A 17,101-nucleotide genomic window follows, 5' to 3' on the forward strand; every position below is an offset into this window, starting at 1 on the left:
TCAGACGCGTGCGTCACGTCCGCCACCACGTCCGCCGCCCTCGCCGTCTCACGGGAAGCGCCCGAAATCCATGAAGATCCTGTTCCTCATCACCGGCAGCCATGTGACCCTCTCCGCGGTCGCCCCGCTCGTGACGGCCGCGCAGAACGCCGGTCACGAGATCCTGCTGGCCACCAACGAGCCGCTGATGGAGGCGGCGGAGGCCATCGGGGTGCCCACGGTCTCCGTCCTGCCCGAGACGATCCGGCACTTCATGACGGCCGGCGACCCGGGCGACGCCCCCTCGGACACCCCGAACGACGCGCACGGCCCCGACACCGAAGCCGAGTTGACCACCACCGGCCACGGGCTGGCCCGGATGGCCGTCGCCGAGCTGGACACCCTGTACCGGCTGGCCGAGGACTGGCCGCCCGACCTGGTCGTCGGCAGTTCGATGAGCTACGCGGCGGGGCTGCTCGCCACCCGCCTGAAGGTCCCGTACGTCCGGCACGCCGAGTACCTGGCGATCCCGGTCACCGGCATCGACGTCGGGGCCGAGGAGGGGCTGCGGCCCGAGCTGGCACGCCTGGGGTCGGCCAGGCTACCGGAGCCGGATCTGTTCATCGATGTCTGCCCGCCTTCGCTGCGCCCGCCCGGGGCGCCGGACGCGCAGCCGATGCGGTTCATCCCGAGGAACCCCCAACGCAGGCTGAAGAGCTGGATGTACACCCGCCCGGTGGACCGTCCCCGGGTGCTCATCACCTCGGGCACCCACTTCCTGATGCTCCCCGGCGACTCGCTGCGGCTGCTGGTGGACCGGCTGACCGGGGCGGGGGCCGAGGTGGTGATCGCGGCGCCCGAGGAGGTCGCCCAGCGGCTCGGCGCCCTGCCGGAGGGCGTCCGTATCGGATGGCTCCCGCTCGACGCGGTGACCCCCACCTGCGATCTCGCGGTCACCCACGGGGGCGCCACCACCGCCATGACCATCATGGCCGCGGGCGTACCGCAGCTGCTGATGCCCCCCAACACCCATACGCGGCTCATCGCCGCGGCCCTGACCGGCTCCGGTGCGGCCCTGACCGTGACACCGGACGACCATCCGGACGAGGACCCGGGCGAGCTGGTCGCCGCGGGCTGCCTGGAGATCCTCGGCACCCCCGGCTACGCACGCCGGGCCAGGGACCTCGCGGACGAGATCGCCGGGCTCCCGACACCCGCCGAGGTGGTGGGAATGATGGAGAACCTGCGCGTATCCGGAACGAGTTGAGCCGCCTGCTGACGAACACCGCTGTGAGCACACGCCACATACCTCGTGCGCGACGCGATCCGGTTCGCCCCCAACGGAGTTGAGCGGCCGGTTCTGTGTGTGGGGGATATCACCCGGCCCGCAGGGAACCCGACCGCGACCGGGGCCGGGATGGCTCGAAAGGCACCCGGCCCCCGACGGCCCCGCACCCCGCTCCCGCCCCCCTGACCGGCGGCGACCGTACCGATGTCACTCAACCGGCATGCCTGGTCACAGCGGTTTCGCCGGTCCGCGGCCGGGCCGGGCCTCCGGCGGCCCACCCGCCACCCGACGGATGGCGACAACTCGGCTTCCAAGATGGCCTGTTGCGATTGGACAGGCCACGTACCCCCATGGTTGTCTTCGCGCCACCCCCCACGCCTACTTTCTGCTGTCCGGACTCGTTCGACGAGCCCGCGCTCGACCACGGGGGTATGAATGAAGAGATTCGTCGTGATCACGGCGGCCGCGGCCGTCCTGGTGGGCGCACAGGTGGTGATACCCCAGGAGGCGCCGGCCGGACCGCGGGTGGGCACCATCGCGTGGGCCCCCTGTCCGGCCAACGACCCGCTCATGGGTGACTACCTCATGGGGCTGGAGTGCGGCTCGCTCAAGGTGCCGCTCGACCACAGCCGGCCGGAGGGCCGGAAGATCACCCTGGAACTGACGCGGGCCAAGCACACCTCGCCGGCGAAGAAGTACCAGGGCGCCGTACTGCTCAACCGCGGCCAGTGGCCCGGCACCATCGGGCGCGACCTGCCCACCCGGTTCGCCGACGGCACCACCGGACTGCCGAAGGACGTCGGCTCCACGTACGACTGGATCGGCTTCGACCCGCGCGGGGTCGGGGCCAGCGAGCCGAAGATCACCTGCGACCCGGACTATCTGTACCCGGCGAAGGCCCGGCCGGACTATGTGCCGCGCACGGCCGCGCAGGAGCGGGAATGGCTCGACCGGGCCCGCGCCTTCGCCGACAGTTGCAGCCGCAAGTACGGCGCCTCGCTCAAGCACCTCGGCACCAAGGACATGGCCCACGACATGGACCTGATCCGCCGGGCGCTGGGCCAGGAGCGGATCAACTACCTCGGCTACTCGTACGGCACGTACCTCGGTTCGGTCTACGCCACGCTGTACCCGAACCGGGTGCGCCGGATGGTGCTGGACGGTGTGGTGCGGCCGAGCACGGTCGGGTACCAGGGCGGCCTCGACCAGAACGTGGCGTTCCAGAAGCGCGCCGAGATCTACTTCGACTGGATCGCCCGGCACGACTCGGTGTACCACCTGGGCGCGACCCGGGCGGAGGTCGAGGCGAACTACTACAAGGGCATGGACAAGCTCCGTGCCGCCCCGATCGACGGGAAGATCGGTCCGGCCGAGTACAACGACATCTTCATCGTGAACGGCTACCGCACCTACATCTGGAGCTACCACGCCGAGGTGCTGGCCGACTGGGTGCTGCGGGGCAACCCGGCGGGGCTGCGGGACAACCACATGCCGGGCGACTACCGCGCGCAGAACACCTACGCGATGTACGCGGCGACCCAGTGCCGTGACTCCGCCTGGCCGCGTGACTGGCAGCGCTGGAAGACCGACCACACCCGCCAGCAGGGCGAGGGCTTCCGCTTCATGACCTGGCACAACGCCTGGTACAACGCGCCGTGCGCCTTCTGGCCGGTGACCGCGCTCCCCCGGCAGAAGCAGAACGTCGGCGCGAGCGGTGTGAACATGCTGCTGGTGCAGGCGGAGAACGACGCGGCGACCCCGGTCGCCGGCGCCCACGAGACGCACCAGCGGTTCCCCGACTCCCGGTTCGTCCTGGAGCGCGGCGGCAACTTCCACGGTACGTCCCTCACGGGCAACGCCAACCAGTGCATGAACACGTACGTCGCCGACTATCTGCGCAACGGCACCCGGCCGTCCTCGGCGGCGGGCCCGGACGCCCACTGCGAGGCGAGCCCGCCCCCGCAGCCGTCGGCCCCCACCCCGCTCGCGGCGGCGCCCGGCCTCGGCTGAGGCACGGCACCGGCACGGGCACGACAGTGACGGCCGTGGCCGCGGCGGGCGAGATGCCCGCCGCGGCCACGGCCGTCGTGCGTCCGGTTCCCGGACGTGGGGGTACGTCCCTGCTACGGGCCCGCTCCGGACTCGAAGGCGCGCAGGATGCCGGCACTGTCGATGATGACCTCGGCCTTGACGACCATGCCGTGGCGGAACGTCCACAGATGCACGAAGCGGACGTCGAACTCACGGCCGGTGTCCCGCACCCGGCCCCACCAGTTCCCGACGACGGTCATCCGGTCGTCGCCCGTGGGCCGCATCTCGGTGACGGAGAAGCGGGTCCGCTCCAGCATCCCGAACGCGCGTGTGAAGCAGTCGACGGCACCGACCAGACCCGTGCGGGTGCCGCACGCCCAGGGCAGCGAGGGGGGCGCGACGACCTCGACCGCGGGGTCGCACAGCCCGACGAGCGCCTCCAGGTCGCACCGGTCCAGCGCCTCGTACAGACGCTTCGTCACCGCCGGCGAATGCTCCGCCATGGCATTTCCTCCGTAGTTCGGTGAGCACCGGTCCGACCGTCCCGGGCCCGTCGCGCGGCACAGCGCCGCGCAGGCTCACCGGAACGGCTCGCTTCCTCCCGGAAGCGGCCGAGCTTCTCCCGTATTGCTCAATCCCTACAACACACCCCGTCGAGAGCCGGTCGAGTACGCCTCGAACCGCGCTCGAACGGGACTTGAGCGGGCCCGTACGGGACCACGGAGGCACCGTGGACCGTGGGGGTCGGGCCTGCCGGGGCCGGTCGTCCCCGGGGAGTCCGCGGTGCGGGCGGCGGCCGTCAGCGCCCGCCCTTGCGGTCGGCGACGGCCTCGGGCAGCTCCAGTTGCGGGTCACCGGAGAGCACCGCCCGGTGCAGCCGCTGAAGGTTCTGCGACGGCTCCAGGCCCAGCTCGCTGACCAGCGCCTTGCGCAGCCGCTGGTACGACTCCAGCGCCCGCCAAGCGCCGCCGGAGCGGTGCAGTGCCAGCATGAGCTGGGCGCAGAAGTTCTCGTGCATGGGGTGCCGGGCGGTCAGGACATGCAGCTCGGGGACGAGTTCACGGTGCCGGCCGAGCCGCAGATCGGCGTCGATGCGCCGTTCCAGCGCGGCCATCCGGTTCTCCTCCATCCGCAGGACCTCCAGTTCGAGCACGGTGCCGACGCGCACGTCCACGAGGGCGGGTCCGCGCCACAGGTCCAGGGCCCGGCCGAACAGGTCGGACGCCGACGCGAAGTCGTCCCGCGCGTAGGCGGACCGGCCGGCCCGCACCAGGCCGTCGAACTCCTGCGCGTCGACCCGGCCGGTGCCTATGTCGAGCAGATAGCCGCCGTGCTGCGTGACCAGCACGTCCTTGGGACAGCGGCCCGGTTCGCCCCGGAGCCCGGCGGCGATGTTGCGGCGCAGTTGAAGGATGTACGTCTGGAGGGTGGTCGCGGCGCTGCGCGGGACGTCGGAGCCCCAGACCTCCTCGACCAGGGTGGGCACCGTCACCACATGGCCCGTCTGCAGCGCCAGCACGGCCAGGATCTGACGGGGCTTGGTGGCACTCGGCACCAAGGACACCCCGCGTTCGTGAGCGGTCAGCGGTCCCAGTACGTTGATCTCCATATTGCTCAGTCCCCTTCGCTCCCTCCGGTCGGAGGCCGGCGGGTGTCGTCGCATGAGCCAGTGGTGATCCTGCGCCCCCTGTGCCATGTGGGCCAGGGAGCCTCTCACGGTTGCGACCATGAATTCCTCATGGTCGGAGGGTGACGGACACACTTCCCCTTCGAGCCGGTGCGGCCCAGAATCGAGCGTCGATCCGGCCACACCCCAGTAGCCGGGAATCGGCGATACGCGGACACGCCGCGGCATCGGAACGCAGGCACAGCGCACCGGAAAATCTACTGGCACACCGGCCACATGGAACACAGAGGGGCATTCAGGATGAACACGCACACCAGCACGCGGTACGCCCGGACCTCCAGCACCTCCGCCGGCCCCGACGGCCTCCGGTCCACCGGTGACGGCGGCACCGCCGCACCGGCCGTCACGATCGAGTACCTCGACTGGACGGCCGCCCCGGCGCTCGCGCTGCCGACGCTGCTGAGCCGCTCCGGCACCTCGGACCACTGACGGCGCGGACCGCCACCGCCGACCGCTGACCGACCGGCGCGCACCCGGTCACCCCCGCGCACGACCGCCGACCGCCGACCGCCGCACCACGAGCGAGCGGTCGGCGGTCGGCGGTGAGCGGTCGCCGGTCGCCGGTGAGCGGTCGCCGGTGAGCGGTCGCCGGTCGGCAACCCGGCCAACCCGCCCAGCCAACCCAGCCAGCCAGCCAGCCAGCCAGCAGAAGGGGAACCCGATGGACACGGGCGACGCCGGCACGGACGAGGGCCCGCGGATCGGCTTCCGCCGCCATCTGCGGGCGGAGGTGGTGCCCGGCGAGGCCGTGTACCTGCTGTCCGCCCGCCGGGTCATCGCCCTGCACGGCCCGCACGTACCGGCGCTGGCCCGGCTGCTCGACGGCACCCGCACCCTCCCGCGGCTGCTCCGCGACGCGGCCCGGGAGGTGCCCGCCGAGGACGCCCGGCGCGCGCTCGACGAGCTGGACCGGGCCGGACTGATCGGCCGGGTCGACACGGGCGCGACGGCCGGTGCCACCCCCCGCGCGCACGACAACGCCCGTGCCGCCCAGGCGTACTGGGAGCTGGCCGGGCTCGACGGCCCCGGTACCGAGGCCACCGTGTCCGGATCGCCCGTGGACCTCGTCACCATGGGCCGGGCGGACCTCGCGGAGGCCCGCTCGGCCTGCGGGGCCGCCGGACTGCTGGTCGCCGGTGAGGACACCGGGCCCGCCGCCCTCGGTCTGGTGCTGTGCGACGACTACCTCGACCCCGGCCTCGCCCGTATCGACGCGGAACACCGCGCGCTGGGCCGCCCCTGGCTGCTCGCGGACCCGTACGGGGTGGAGGTACGGGTCGGACCGGTGTTCCGTCCCGACGGGCCGTGCTGGTCCTGTCTGGCGCAGCGGCTGCGGCTGCACCGCCGCGCCGAGGAGCCGCTGCGCAACGCGCTCGGGCTCAGCGGCCCCGTCGCACGGCCCGCCACCTCGCTCCCCGCGACCCGGCTGCTCGGTCTGCACCGGGCCGCCCTGGAGGCGGTCAAGTGGCTCGCCGGGGTCCGGGGCCCCGACCAGTCGGCCGTGTGCGTCGTCGACACCCTGACCCAGGGGAGCACCCTCCACCCGCTGAGCCGCCGCCCCCAGTGCCCCGCGTGCGGGGACGACGGCCTGGTCGCGGCACGGGCCTGGCAGCCGGTCGTACCGCGCTCGCGCGCCAAGGCCGACCACCGGGGCGGCGACCGCGCGCTGTCCTCCGCGCAGATGCTCGCGGCGCACGGGCACCTGGTGAGCGGGGTGACCGGGGTGGTGTCCGATCTGCGCCGGCCGCCGTCGCTGCCCGACGGCGTGCACGCGTATCTCTCCGGCTGGAACCCGGCCTTCGCCCCGCGCACCCTGTCCCAACTGCGCGGCGGACTGCGGAGCATGAGCGGCGGAAAGGGCCTCACCGACACCGACGCCCGGGTCAGCGCGCTGTGCGAGGCCGTCGAGCGCTACTCCGCGACCCGGCAGGGGGACGAGGCCGTCCGGCTGGGCACCTACGCCGCGCTCGGTGACGAGGCGGTCCACCCCGACGACATCCAGCTCTTCGCCGACTGGCAGTTCCGCGAGCGCGACGGATGGAACGCCGCCCACGGCGCGTTCCACCAGGTGCCGCTGCCCTTCGACGAGCACGAGCCGGTGGAGTGGACCCCCGTCTGGTCGCTGACCCACCAAAGGCACCGGCTGCTGCCCACGTCCATGCTGTACTTCGACGCCTGCCCGGACGGCCCGCCCGGCGCGCTGGTCGCCGACTCCAATGGGCAGGCCGCGGGCAGCAGTCCGGAGGACGCCCTGCTCCAGGGCTTCTACGAACTGGTCGAGCGGGACGCGGTGGCCCTGTGGTGGTACAACCGCACCCGCCATCCGGCCGTCGACCTGGACGCCTTCGACGAGCCGTGGCTCGCCGCGCTGCGCGGCACGTACCGCGCGCTCGGCCGGGAGCTGTGGGCGCTCGACGTCACCTCCGACCTGGGCGTCCCGGTGGTGGCCGCGGTCTCCCGGCGGACGGACCGGACGGACGGAGCGGACAGGGCGGACGGGACCGGCCGGGCGGCGGAGGACATCCTGCTCGGCTTCGGGGCGCACCCGGACCCCCGGGTCGCGTTGCGCCGGGCCGTCACGGAGCTCGGCCAGTTCCTGCCCGCCGTGCCCGGCCCGGAAACGGCCGGTGGCCGGTACGCGGCGGGTGTCCCCGCCGATCTCGCCACCTGGTGGTCGGAGGCGACCGTCGTCGGCCACCCGTATCTGCGCCCCGATCCGGCCGCGCCGCCCACCGTCCCCGGGACCCACCCGTACCGGCGCCGCGACGATCTGCGCGCGGACGTCGAGGCGGTGGAGGAACTGGTGCGGGAGCGGGGCATGGAGCTGCTCGTGCTCGACCAGACCCGCCCCGACGTCGGCATTCCCGTGATGAAGGTGATCGTTCCCGGTCTGCGGCACTTCTGGGCGAGGCTCGGTCCGGGCAGGCTGTACGACGCTCCGGTGGCGCTCGGACGGCTCGGCCGGCCGCGGCGGCGCGACGAACTCAATCCGGTGTCGCTTTTTTTGTGAGCCCAGCCATCAAACGCGTTCTTCCTTCTTCCTTCTGTTCGAATCTGCTCGTTACTCTGGACGAGGCCCACGCGGACCGGCCTGTCTGAACCACCCGGTTCAGCGTCCTCTCTTGGGAGAAGCTTGTTGAACGGGGAAGTGGACCATGCTGTCGACACAGCCGACGCGCACTGCTGCGCCGTCAGCGCCCGGCGGAAGGAAGGTCCCGCTTCCGCGGACCCGCTTCTCGCCCCGACGGTCATGCCCGCGCCCCGGACGGCCCGTGCGATAACCGCGTTCGCCCTGTGCAGCCTCGGCGCCATCGCCTTCATGAATGTGTACTGGACGGGCGCCACCAGCGGTCAGTACGCGGTCTGTCTGGCCTTCGCGCTGGCCGCCATCGGTGTGAGCTTCCTGATCACCTCGCCGAAGGCGCCCTGCTGGCCCGCTTCCCACCGCTGGCTGGCCCTCGGCGTCCAGGCGGTGGCGACCCATCTGCCTTTCGCCTTCTTCGGGTTCAGCTGGGGAAGCATGGGCGGGCCGCTGGCCGGGGCCGTCCTGTATCTGCTGCCGATGCGGGCCGCGGCGCCGGTCTTCGGGGTCATCGTGTCCGCGCAGGTCGGCATGGGGCTGTTCGCGGGGCACAGCCTGCTGCGGACGATCTACCTCGGGCTCGTCACCGCGTACATCGGGATGTTCCTCTACGCCCTCGCCCGGCTCACCTCCCTGGTGGTGTGGCTCGACGCCTCCCGCACCGAACGGGCCTACGCGGCGGTGACCCGGGAACGGCTGCGCTTCGCCCGGGACCTGCACGACCTGCTCGGCTACAGCCTCTCGGCCATCACCCTCAAGGCGGAGCTGGTGCACCGGCTGCTGCCGGACCGGCCGGAGCGGGCCGGTGAGGAGGTCGGGGACGTGCTCACGGTCGCCCGTCAGGCACTGGCCGATGTACGGCTGGTGGCCAGCGGTTACCGCGATCTGACCGTGGAGTCCGAGATGGCGTCGGGGACGAGCATCCTCGCCACCGCCGAGGTACGGACACTGACCACGGTGGACTGCGGTCCGCTGCACCCGGTCGTGGACACCGTGCTCGCCACGGTCCTGCGCGAGGGCATCACCAACATCCTGCGGCACAGCACCGCCCGCGAGGTCGGCATCACGGTCACCCGGTACGACGGGACCGTGCGGCTGACCCTGGTGAACGACGGGGTGCGCGACGGTGCCACGGTCGAGGCCACCGGGACCAGGGGGAGCGGTCTCGGCAACCTCCGGCACCGGCTGGAGTCGATCGGCGGCAGCTTCCGGGCCGGTGTGGGGGCCGACGGACGGTTCGTCCTCCGCGCGCAGGCACCGGTCGACCCCGTGGGCGTACGGCCGGCGGACGGCCACCTTTCGCTGGGTGTCCCCAGCTGATGGACATCTTCAGCTGAAACGATTTCTCCGGTCCCGGACACGTACGCTGCCAACCAGACGACATCGACGGGGGACACATGTTATCGGTGCGCATCCTTCTAGCCGAAGACGTCCATATGATCAGGGGGGCCCTCGCGGCGCTGCTCGAACTGGAGCCGGGCCTGAAGGTGGTCGCTTCGGTCGAACGGGGTGACACCATCCTCGAAACGGCGCTGGAGGTCAGACCCGACGTCGCCGTCCTGGACGTCGACCTGCCCGGGAAGGACGGCCTCACGGCGGCGGCGGAACTCCACGAGAAGCTGCCCTCGTGCGGCACCCTGATCCTCACCAACCTCAACCGGCCCGGCATCTTCCGGCGGGCCATGGCCACCCGGGTCTCCGGCTTCCTGCTCAAGGACGCGCCGCCCGACCGGCTGGCCCAGGCGGTCCGGTCCATCGCGGCCGGACAGCGTGTCATCGACCCCCAACTCGCGCTGGCCGCCTGGAACGCCCCGTCCTGCCCGCTCTCCCCCAGGGAGCTGCAAGTACTGCGGCACGCCGCCGGGGGCGCCGCAGCCGCCGAGATCGCGGGCACCCTCCACCTCTCCCCCGGCACCGTCCGCAACTACCTCACGGCGATCGTCACCAAGTTCAACGCCCGCAATCGCGTGGACGCCATCCGGATAGCCGAGGAGGGCGGCTGGATACCCTGACCGCTCCCCGGCGTCCCCGCTCACGGCCCGGGGACGGCGGACCGCCGGGCCTCACCGCGCCATCGGTGCGGTGACCCGCGCGACACACCGGCCACGCTCCATGTCGACGCGTTCCGTCCCGGTCAGCCGGGCCGACCCCTCCCGGAACCGCTCACCGTCCGTCGCCCGCCCGCAGGACTGCTCGTCCCACCACCACACCAGCCCCCGGTACCGGTAGGGCCGCAGCGTGGAGCGCAGCAGTTCGGCCCCGGCGAAGCCGGGCGCGCGGGCGCAGCCGGCGACCAGCGCGCCGAAGGACTGCTCGAACTCCGCCGGTACGCCCGCCAGATCGGCGTGCAGCAGCAGCAGGAAGCCGCCGTCGTCGTGCCGCCGGTCGGGCAGCCGTCCGACGCTCAGGTACTGGTCCGGCTCCGGGTCCGCGTCCGGTGCGGCCAGGGCGTGCAGGGACCGCAGCGCGTCGGCCGACCCGTCGGCGTGCGCACCGGCGAGCAGGTCACGGGCGCGGCGCCAGCGGACGAACGTCGCGTAGGTGTCCTGGGGTCCGGCCACCCGGACCGTGACCAGCAGGTCGAACCCGGGGCTGCCGCGCAGCCCGGCCCCGTACTCCCGGTGCCGTCGGGCCACTTCCGCGGGGTCGCCCCGGGCGGTGATCCGGGTGGTCGTGAACGCCGGCGGGTCCCGCGGCGGAACCGTCATCCTCCCCGCTTTCCGGACCCGCGGGCGGATCGTTTCGTCAACGCGTTCATCATCACCACCCGTGTCGGCAGCCCGAGTTGTGCCGCTGAGCCTGTGCACAGCGCACACTCGGCGGCGGACTCCATCTTGCCCAACTCCGGGTGCCTGTAGCGCGGCGGGTTCCCGCCTACGTGCGCCGGGACGTCCCGAATGCTCAGGAACCGGCCCCGAACGGCGTGAACTCATCCGTCCACCAGTCGCGGTGGCGGTCGTACCAGGACACGACGTCGGCCAGCCCGTCCTCGAACGGCACCCGCGGGGCGTAGCCCAGTTCGCGGCGGGACCTGCCGTCGTCGAGGGAGTAGCGGCGGTCGTGGCCCTTGCGGTCCTCGACGAAGCGCACCGAGTCCCAGCCGGCGCCGCACTTCTCCAGCAGCCGGGCGGTCAGTTCGCGGTTGGTCAGCTCGACACCGCCGCCGAAGTGGTAGATCTCGCCGTCCCGGCCCTTCTCCAGGGCCAGTTGCACACCCCGGCAGTGGTCGGCGACATGCACCCACTCGCGGACGTTGCGGCCGTCGCCGTACAGCGGCACCCGCTGCCCGTTCAGCAGACCGGCGACGAAGCGCGGGATCAGCTTCTCGACGTGCTGGTAGGGGCCGTAGTTGTTGGAGCAGCGGGTGATCACCACCGGCAGCCCGTGGGAGCGGTGGTAGGACCGGGCGAGCAGATCGGCCGACGCCTTCGACGCGGCGTAGGGCGAGTTCGGCAGCAGCGGGTGGTCCTCCGTCCAGGAGCCCTCGGCGATCGTGCCGTACACCTCGTCGGTCGAGATCTGCACGACCCGCCCGATACCGCGCCGCAGACAGCACTCCAGCAGGGTGTGGGTGCCGAGCACATTGGTGACGGTGAACGGGGTGGCGTCGAGCAGCGACCGGTCCACATGGCTCTCCGCCGCGAAGTGGACGACCGCGTCATGGCCGGGCAGCAGGTCGAGCAGCAGGTCCGCGTCGCAGATGTCGCCCTTGACGAAGGTCAGCCGCTCCTCCCCGAGCGGCAGATTCGCCAGGTTGCCCGCATAGGTGAGCTTGTCGAGGACGGTGACCTTGGTGTCCTCGTGGCCCGGGTACGAGCCGTCGAGGACACTGCGCACATATTGCGAGCCGACGAATCCGGCCCCACCGGTGACGAGTATTCTCATAACCCGATCAGCGCTCCGATCTCAGCGGCCGTGCCGGAAAGGAATTCCGCGTACCCGAGCGTCGGTGAACACGGCGGACACCCGGTGGAGTGCCGCTGGAACCGGTACCGCACAAGCCGCTCTCGACCGGGGTACGAGGAACGTACGGAATGCTCCTGTGCCGGGGAGAACCCGTGTGAAGCCGGACCGCGGGACCCACGGCCACGATGGAGATCCCGGCGTGAAGCAGAAATTCGATGACCTCGCCCTTTTCGGCGGCCCGGCGGAATTCCCGCAGCCCTTGTGCGTGGGACGTCCGACGGTCGGTGACCGTTCGCGTTTCCTTGAGCGGCTGAACGGGGCGCTGGACGAACAATGGCTCACCAATGGCGGCCCGCTGGTGCGGGAGTTCGAGGAGCGGGTCGCGGAGGTCGCGGGCACCCGCAACGCCGTGGCGACCTGCAACGCGACCATGGCACTGCAACTGCTGTACATGGCGACGGAGCTGACCGGCGAGGTCATCATGTCCCCGATGACCTACGTGGCCACCGCGCACGCGGCCCGGATACTGGGCCTCACGCCGGTGTTCTGCGACATCGACCCGGCCACCGGCTGCCTCGACCCGCGCGCGGCCGAGGCCGCGGTGACCTCCCGTACCTCCGCGATCGTCCCCGTCCATCTGTGGGGACGCCCCAGCGCGATCGACGAGTTGGAGAAGGTCGCCGACCGGCACGGTCTGCGGCTGCTCTTCGACGCCGCGCACGCCCTGGGCTGCACCTACCAGGGCCGGCCCATCGGCGGCTTCGGCGGCGCCGAGGTGTTCAGCTTCCACGCCACGAAGGTGGTCAACAGCTTCGAGGGCGGTGCCGTCGTCACCGACGACGACGACCTCGCCGGCCGTCTGCGGTCCCTGCGCTCCTTCGGCTTCGGACCCGACGGCAACAGCCAGCGCACCGGCACCAACGCCAAGATGAGCGAGGCGGCCGCCGCGATGGGGCTGACCTCCCTGGAGGCGTTCGGCGAAACCGTCCTGCACAACCGCGCCAACCTCGCGCACTACGCGGCCGAGCTGGCCGGACTCGACGGCGTACAGGTCGTCACCTACGACGAGGACCAGAGCCCCAACTGCCAGTACGTGGTCGTCAAGGTCGACGAGAACGTCACCGGCATCCACCGCGATCTGCTGATGCGGGTGCTGGCCGAGGAGAACATCGTCACCCAGCGGTACTTCTCCCCCGCCTGCCACCAGGTCGAGCCGTACCGCACGGAGCGACCCGTCGAGCTGCCGCACACCGAACGGCTGGCGGAGCAGGTGCTCGCCCTGCCGACCGGGCCCACCGTCACCGCCGCGGACATCCGCCGGGTGTGCGCCGTCGTACGGTGCGCCGTCGGGCAGGGCCCCGTGGTGACCGACCGGTTCCGCCAGGGGGCGGACCGCGCACCGGTGAGGGCGACCCGCTGACGACCGGTCCGAGCCGCCCCAGGGGCGCGCGATCCGTCGGTGACCGAGGGGTTCTGAGGAGACGGCATGAATCGTGAGTCCAGACACTTGAGCATCGGGCTCCTCGGCCCGCTGTCGCTGCGCCTCGACCAGAAGCCGGTGCGCACCAGCGCCCCCAAGCAGCGCCAGGTGCTGGCGCTGCTCGCGGTGAACGCCGGCCGGACCGTCACGGTGCCGACACTCGTCGACGAGCTGTGGGGGGACAGCCCGCCGCGCAGCTTCGCCACCACCCTCCAGACATACATCCTCCAGCTGCGCAACGCTTTGGCCGCCGTCGACTCCGGCCACCCGGACGCACGGCAGCTGCTCAGCACCCGCCGCCACGGCTATCAGCTGGAGGAGGACGCGTGCGAGACGGACGTGGAACTGTTCCACCACCGGGTGCGCACCGGACGTGAGGCCTCCGAGGCCGGCGACCACCGGTACGCCTCGGAGGAGCTGAGCCGCGCGCTGGAACTGTGGCGCGGCGCGGCACTGGTGGGCGTCCGGCTCGGGCGCGTACTGGAGATCGAGGCGCAGTCGCTGGAGGAGCACCGGCTGAAGGCGCTGGAGCTGCGTATCGAGGCCGATCTGCATCTGGGGCGCCACGCCGACCTGCTGGGCGAGCTGACGTTCGTGGCGGCCAAGCACCCCATGAACGAGAACCTGTGCGCGTTCCTGATGACCGCGCTGTACCGGGCGGGACATGTCGGGCGGTCGTTGCAGGCGTTCCACCGGCTCCGGTCGGTGCTGGAACGGGAGCTGGGCATCGAGCCGTGCCCGAGGCTCCAGCGGCTGCGGACGGCGATCGTGTCCGGAGCCGGACGCTGAGCCCCTGGACGGGAGGCGGAGAGATGCGTGACGTGTGCGAGACACGCGGGGACGATCCGGTCGGGCGGGCGGTCGCCTGTATCCGGGAGCGGTACGGCGATCCGCTGTCGCTCACGGACATCGCGGAGAGCGCCAGGCTCAGCCGCTTCCACTTCGCCCGGCTGTTCAAGGACACGACCGGGATCACGCCCGGCCGGTTCCTCGCGGCGGTGCGGCTGCACCAGGCCAAACGGCTCCTGCTGAGCAGCTCGCTGAACGTCGCGGACATCGCGGCGTCGGTCGGGTACAGCAGCCTCGGTTCGTTCACCACGAGCTTCACGGCCGGGGTCGGGGTCTCCCCCGGACGGTTCCGCCGACTGTCGCGGTCCGGCGGCGGGCCGGGTGCGCCCGGTCCGGCTCTGCCCGCTCCGGGTCCGCCCGGTCCAGGTCTCGCCGGTCCAGGTCTGCCCGGTCCGTGGCCGGGTGCGCGGGACGGGTCCGGCGCGGTCGCCGGGACGATCAGTCTGCCGGACGGGCACGGGAACGCGCGGGTGTACGTGGGCGCCTTCCCGACGCCCGTCGTCCAGCATCCGGCCGCGGCGGGGATCGTCGTCGACGTGCCCAGCGGGCGGCCCTCCTGCTACCGGCTGCCGGACGTGCCCGCGGGGACGTGGTACGTGCACGCGGTGGCCGTCGCCGACGGGGTCGGGCCCGATCCCCGGGCCCGTCGCACCTCGCTGGTCGGGGGGCACGGGGCTGTCGCCGTCGGTGCGGGCACTGTCACGAGTACGGCGGTGCGGCTGCGGCGGGACCGGCCGGCTGATCCGCCCGTGCTGCTCGCGCTGCCCGATCTGGAGCCCCCGCGTACGCCGCTGGCCCCTGCGGGGTGCCCTGCGAGTGCCTTGCCTTCGGTGGCCGCCACCGCGTGACGCCTTCGCTTGCGCTTCCGAGGTTTCCCTGTGCTGGGCGTACTTCGTTCCTGTGCCGTCGCTTGGTGGGTTCGCGCAGTTCCCCGCGCCCCTGGATGCTGCCCCGTTGCTGTCGCTCTTCGGGTGCGGGCCGGTTCTCGTCTTCGCGCAGTTCCCCGCGCCCCTTTGGGGCGCCATCTGCTGGTTCTTCGGGTCGGTGCCGGTCGGGATTCTCCGTCCTCGATCCGACACGCTCGGTAAGTCGTTTCGTTGCCCGACTGAAGAGCATCGGAGTCTGCGAGCAGAGATTCCCGCCCACCCCCTCCCGCAGTCCGGCGAGTGCGCGAGGAGGATGGTTCCGCACCCGACCGACAGCCTCAAGAGGCGCCCCCAAAGGGGCGCGGGGAACTGCGCAAAAACGAGGACGGTCCCGCACCCGAAAAGCGACCGTAATGGGGCACCACCCAGGGGCGCGGGGAACTGCGCACCCCCGTCCGACCCGCACAGGAACAAGTACGCCCAGGTGGGGAACCCCAGGGGCGCGAGGAACTGCGCGAGCAACCACGGGCCATCCGCACCCGCACGGAAACCGCAAGCGGGCGCGACCCAAGGGGCGCGGGGAACTGCGCACCCCCGTCCGACCCGCACAGGAACAAGTACGCCCAGGTGGGGAACCCCAGGGGCGCGAGCGAAGGCGACCCGCACAGGAAACCCGGAAGCTCGAGCGAAGGCGGCCCGCGGGGACGAGTACGTCCAGGTGGGGAACCCAGAAGCGCGAGCGAGGGTAACCCGTTAGACCGCCTCCTGCTTGGTCTTGAGGCGTTCCGCGAACGTGCTCCACTCGCGGCCGATGCTCTCCGCGATCGGCGCGATCACGCTCTGCCAGTGCTCCGGGATGGAGCTGACGAACTCCCGCCAGCCGTCAGGATCGTTCGCGTGCAGGGCCATCCACTGCAAGAACTCCTTGCCCGCCTCGGTGTACCGGATGGTCGGGTCCTTGGCCATCTTGCCCGCGATCCCGGACCAGGTGACCGGCGCGTCGGTGTGGTTCCTGCGCCGCAGCGGCACACCGCCGCCGGACGGCCCGTCGGTGTCCCGTTCCGCCGTCTCGTCGGCCGCGCGCAGCACCGGCCGGCCGGTGGTCCCGGGCGCGGGCAGGTCTACGGGCGCCGGGGCCCGCTGCCCGTCGAGTTCGGGGCTGGTGCCGCGGCGCAGCCGTGAGCTGACGTCGTGCACCGTGCCGAGGGAGACATCGGTGTCCCGGGCGACCTGCCGCAGCGGGGCGTCGGGATGCGCGCGGATGTACTCGGCGGCGCGCCGCCGGCCCTCACCGGCGGCCACCGGCCGTCGTCTGCCGTCCCGGCCCAGCCGTTTGGCGGAGGCGGTCCCGCCCGGGGACCGGCCGCGCAGCGACGCGATCGTCTTGGCGCTCAGCCCGGTGATACCGGCGATGGCGCGGTCGGACCAGTCGGGATGGGTGGTGAGGACGCGCTGGGCGCCCGAGACCCGGTCGGCCTTCGACAGCGGCAGCCCGTGCGAGCTGTTCGCCTTCATGGCGAGGACGAGCGCTTCCGAATCCGTGCAGTCGAGAAAGCGTGCCTCGATGAAATGGTCGCCGCGCAGCTTCGCGGCTTCCAGCCGGTGCAGCCCGTCAATGACGCGCCAGCCGTCCTCCTGGACGAGAATGGGCGGCAGCGCCGAGGTTCCCGCCGCGTCGACGAGCAGTTGGACATGGGCGGCGTTGGTGCCGCCCTTGCGCAGATATTGTTCCGGTGACAGATCGCTCACCGGAACGTCCCGTACCGGAAGCTGCTCGAAATTCTTCAGATCGAATCCGTCGTTGGTCACCGATTCATCGGCATCCGGCGTGACAGAGCCGAAGTCGCCCGCGATCAGGACGGCCCGCCCATGGTCCAGAGCCATTCAGTGTGCTCCTTTCTGCTGCCGTGCCCTGAAGAGTGGCAGAGGCGTC

Annotated in this window: 14 protein-coding genes; 9 read left to right on the forward strand and 5 right to left on the reverse strand. The window is 72.0% G+C overall.

Features of this window, described 5'->3' with window-relative positions:
- Positions 1 to 70 precede the first annotated feature (70 nt).
- On the forward strand, positions 71 to 1,246 hold the full coding sequence (locus tag OG711_RS14510) for a glycosyltransferase (RefSeq protein ID WP_329559430.1): 1,176 nt from the start codon (positions 71 to 73) through the stop codon (positions 1,244 to 1,246).
- A gap of 456 nt (positions 1,247 to 1,702) precedes the next feature.
- The gene (locus OG711_RS14515; RefSeq protein ID WP_073784357.1) at positions 1,703 to 3,277 is read left to right on the forward strand and encodes an alpha/beta hydrolase; all 1,575 of its coding nucleotides are present in this window, start codon (positions 1,703 to 1,705) and stop codon (positions 3,275 to 3,277) included.
- 113 nt (positions 3,278 to 3,390) lie between these two features.
- Here OG711_RS14515 and OG711_RS14520 read toward each other — a convergent pair whose 3' ends face one another.
- Both OG711_RS14520 and OG711_RS14525 read right to left on the reverse strand, forming a co-directional pair.
- A complete protein-coding gene (locus OG711_RS14520; protein ID WP_329559431.1) occupies positions 3,391 to 3,801 on the reverse strand; it encodes a nuclear transport factor 2 family protein in 411 nt (136 codons plus the stop codon).
- A 296-nt stretch (positions 3,802 to 4,097) separates the two neighbouring features.
- A complete protein-coding gene (locus OG711_RS14525; protein WP_329559433.1) occupies positions 4,098 to 4,907 on the reverse strand; it encodes an AfsR/SARP family transcriptional regulator in 810 nt (269 codons plus the stop codon).
- 318 nt (positions 4,908 to 5,225) lie between these two features.
- On the opposite strand from OG711_RS14525, the gene OG711_RS14530 reads away from it, so the two are divergent.
- From OG711_RS14530 to OG711_RS14545, 4 genes are all read left to right on the forward strand, one after another.
- Positions 5,226 to 5,414 (forward strand): hypothetical protein, encoded by a 189-nt coding sequence (locus OG711_RS14530; protein WP_073784350.1) that lies wholly within the window; start codon positions 5,226 to 5,228, stop codon positions 5,412 to 5,414.
- Between the two features lie 232 nt (positions 5,415 to 5,646).
- Positions 5,647 to 7,995 carry a TOMM precursor leader peptide-binding protein gene (locus OG711_RS14535; RefSeq protein ID WP_329559434.1) on the forward strand — a complete coding sequence of 783 codons (2,349 nt, stop codon included), beginning with the start codon at positions 5,647 to 5,649 and terminating at the stop codon, positions 7,993 to 7,995.
- A gap of 126 nt (positions 7,996 to 8,121) precedes the next feature.
- A complete protein-coding gene (locus tag OG711_RS14540; protein ID WP_329559435.1) occupies positions 8,122 to 9,387 on the forward strand; it encodes a sensor histidine kinase in 1,266 nt (421 codons plus the stop codon).
- 77 nt (positions 9,388 to 9,464) lie between these two features.
- Positions 9,465 to 10,079, forward strand: a complete 615-nt coding sequence (locus tag OG711_RS14545) for a response regulator transcription factor (protein WP_073784346.1) — start codon at positions 9,465 to 9,467, stop codon at positions 10,077 to 10,079.
- A gap of 51 nt (positions 10,080 to 10,130) precedes the next feature.
- On the opposite strand, the gene OG711_RS14550 is transcribed toward OG711_RS14545, so the two are convergent.
- Positions 10,131 to 10,775 carry an antibiotic biosynthesis monooxygenase family protein gene (locus OG711_RS14550; RefSeq protein WP_073784344.1) on the reverse strand — a complete coding sequence of 215 codons (645 nt, stop codon included), beginning with the start codon at positions 10,773 to 10,775 and terminating at the stop codon, positions 10,131 to 10,133.
- A 193-nt stretch (positions 10,776 to 10,968) separates the two neighbouring features.
- Complete coding sequence (gene rfbB / locus OG711_RS14555) at positions 10,969 to 11,952, reverse strand: dTDP-glucose 4,6-dehydratase (protein WP_329559436.1); 984 nt, start codon at positions 11,950 to 11,952, stop codon at positions 10,969 to 10,971.
- Positions 11,953 to 12,172: 220 nt separating this feature from the next.
- Here rfbB and OG711_RS14560 point away from each other — a divergent pair, with 220 nt between their 5' ends.
- The 3 genes from OG711_RS14560 to OG711_RS14570 all read left to right on the forward strand — a co-directional run bounded on the left by OG711_RS14560 (position 12,173) and on the right by OG711_RS14570 (position 15,150).
- A complete protein-coding gene (locus OG711_RS14560; RefSeq protein ID WP_329559437.1) occupies positions 12,173 to 13,393 on the forward strand; it encodes an aminotransferase class I/II-fold pyridoxal phosphate-dependent enzyme in 1,221 nt (406 codons plus the stop codon).
- Between the two features lie 66 nt (positions 13,394 to 13,459).
- Positions 13,460 to 14,242, forward strand: a complete 783-nt coding sequence (locus tag OG711_RS14565; RefSeq protein WP_073784339.1) for an AfsR/SARP family transcriptional regulator — start codon at positions 13,460 to 13,462, stop codon at positions 14,240 to 14,242.
- 23 nt (positions 14,243 to 14,265) lie between these two features.
- A complete protein-coding gene (locus OG711_RS14570) occupies positions 14,266 to 15,150 on the forward strand; it encodes a helix-turn-helix domain-containing protein (RefSeq protein ID WP_266508450.1) in 885 nt (294 codons plus the stop codon).
- 771 nt (positions 15,151 to 15,921) lie between these two features.
- Here the strand turns inward: OG711_RS14570 and OG711_RS14575 are convergent.
- Complete coding sequence (locus OG711_RS14575; RefSeq protein WP_266508452.1) at positions 15,922 to 17,052, reverse strand: ParB/RepB/Spo0J family partition protein; 1,131 nt, start codon at positions 17,050 to 17,052, stop codon at positions 15,922 to 15,924.
- Positions 17,053 to 17,101 lie beyond the last annotated feature (49 nt).

The sequence above is a fragment of the Streptomyces uncialis genome (assembly GCF_036250755.1).
Lineage (GTDB): Bacteria > Actinomycetota > Actinomycetes > Streptomycetales > Streptomycetaceae > Streptomyces > Streptomyces uncialis.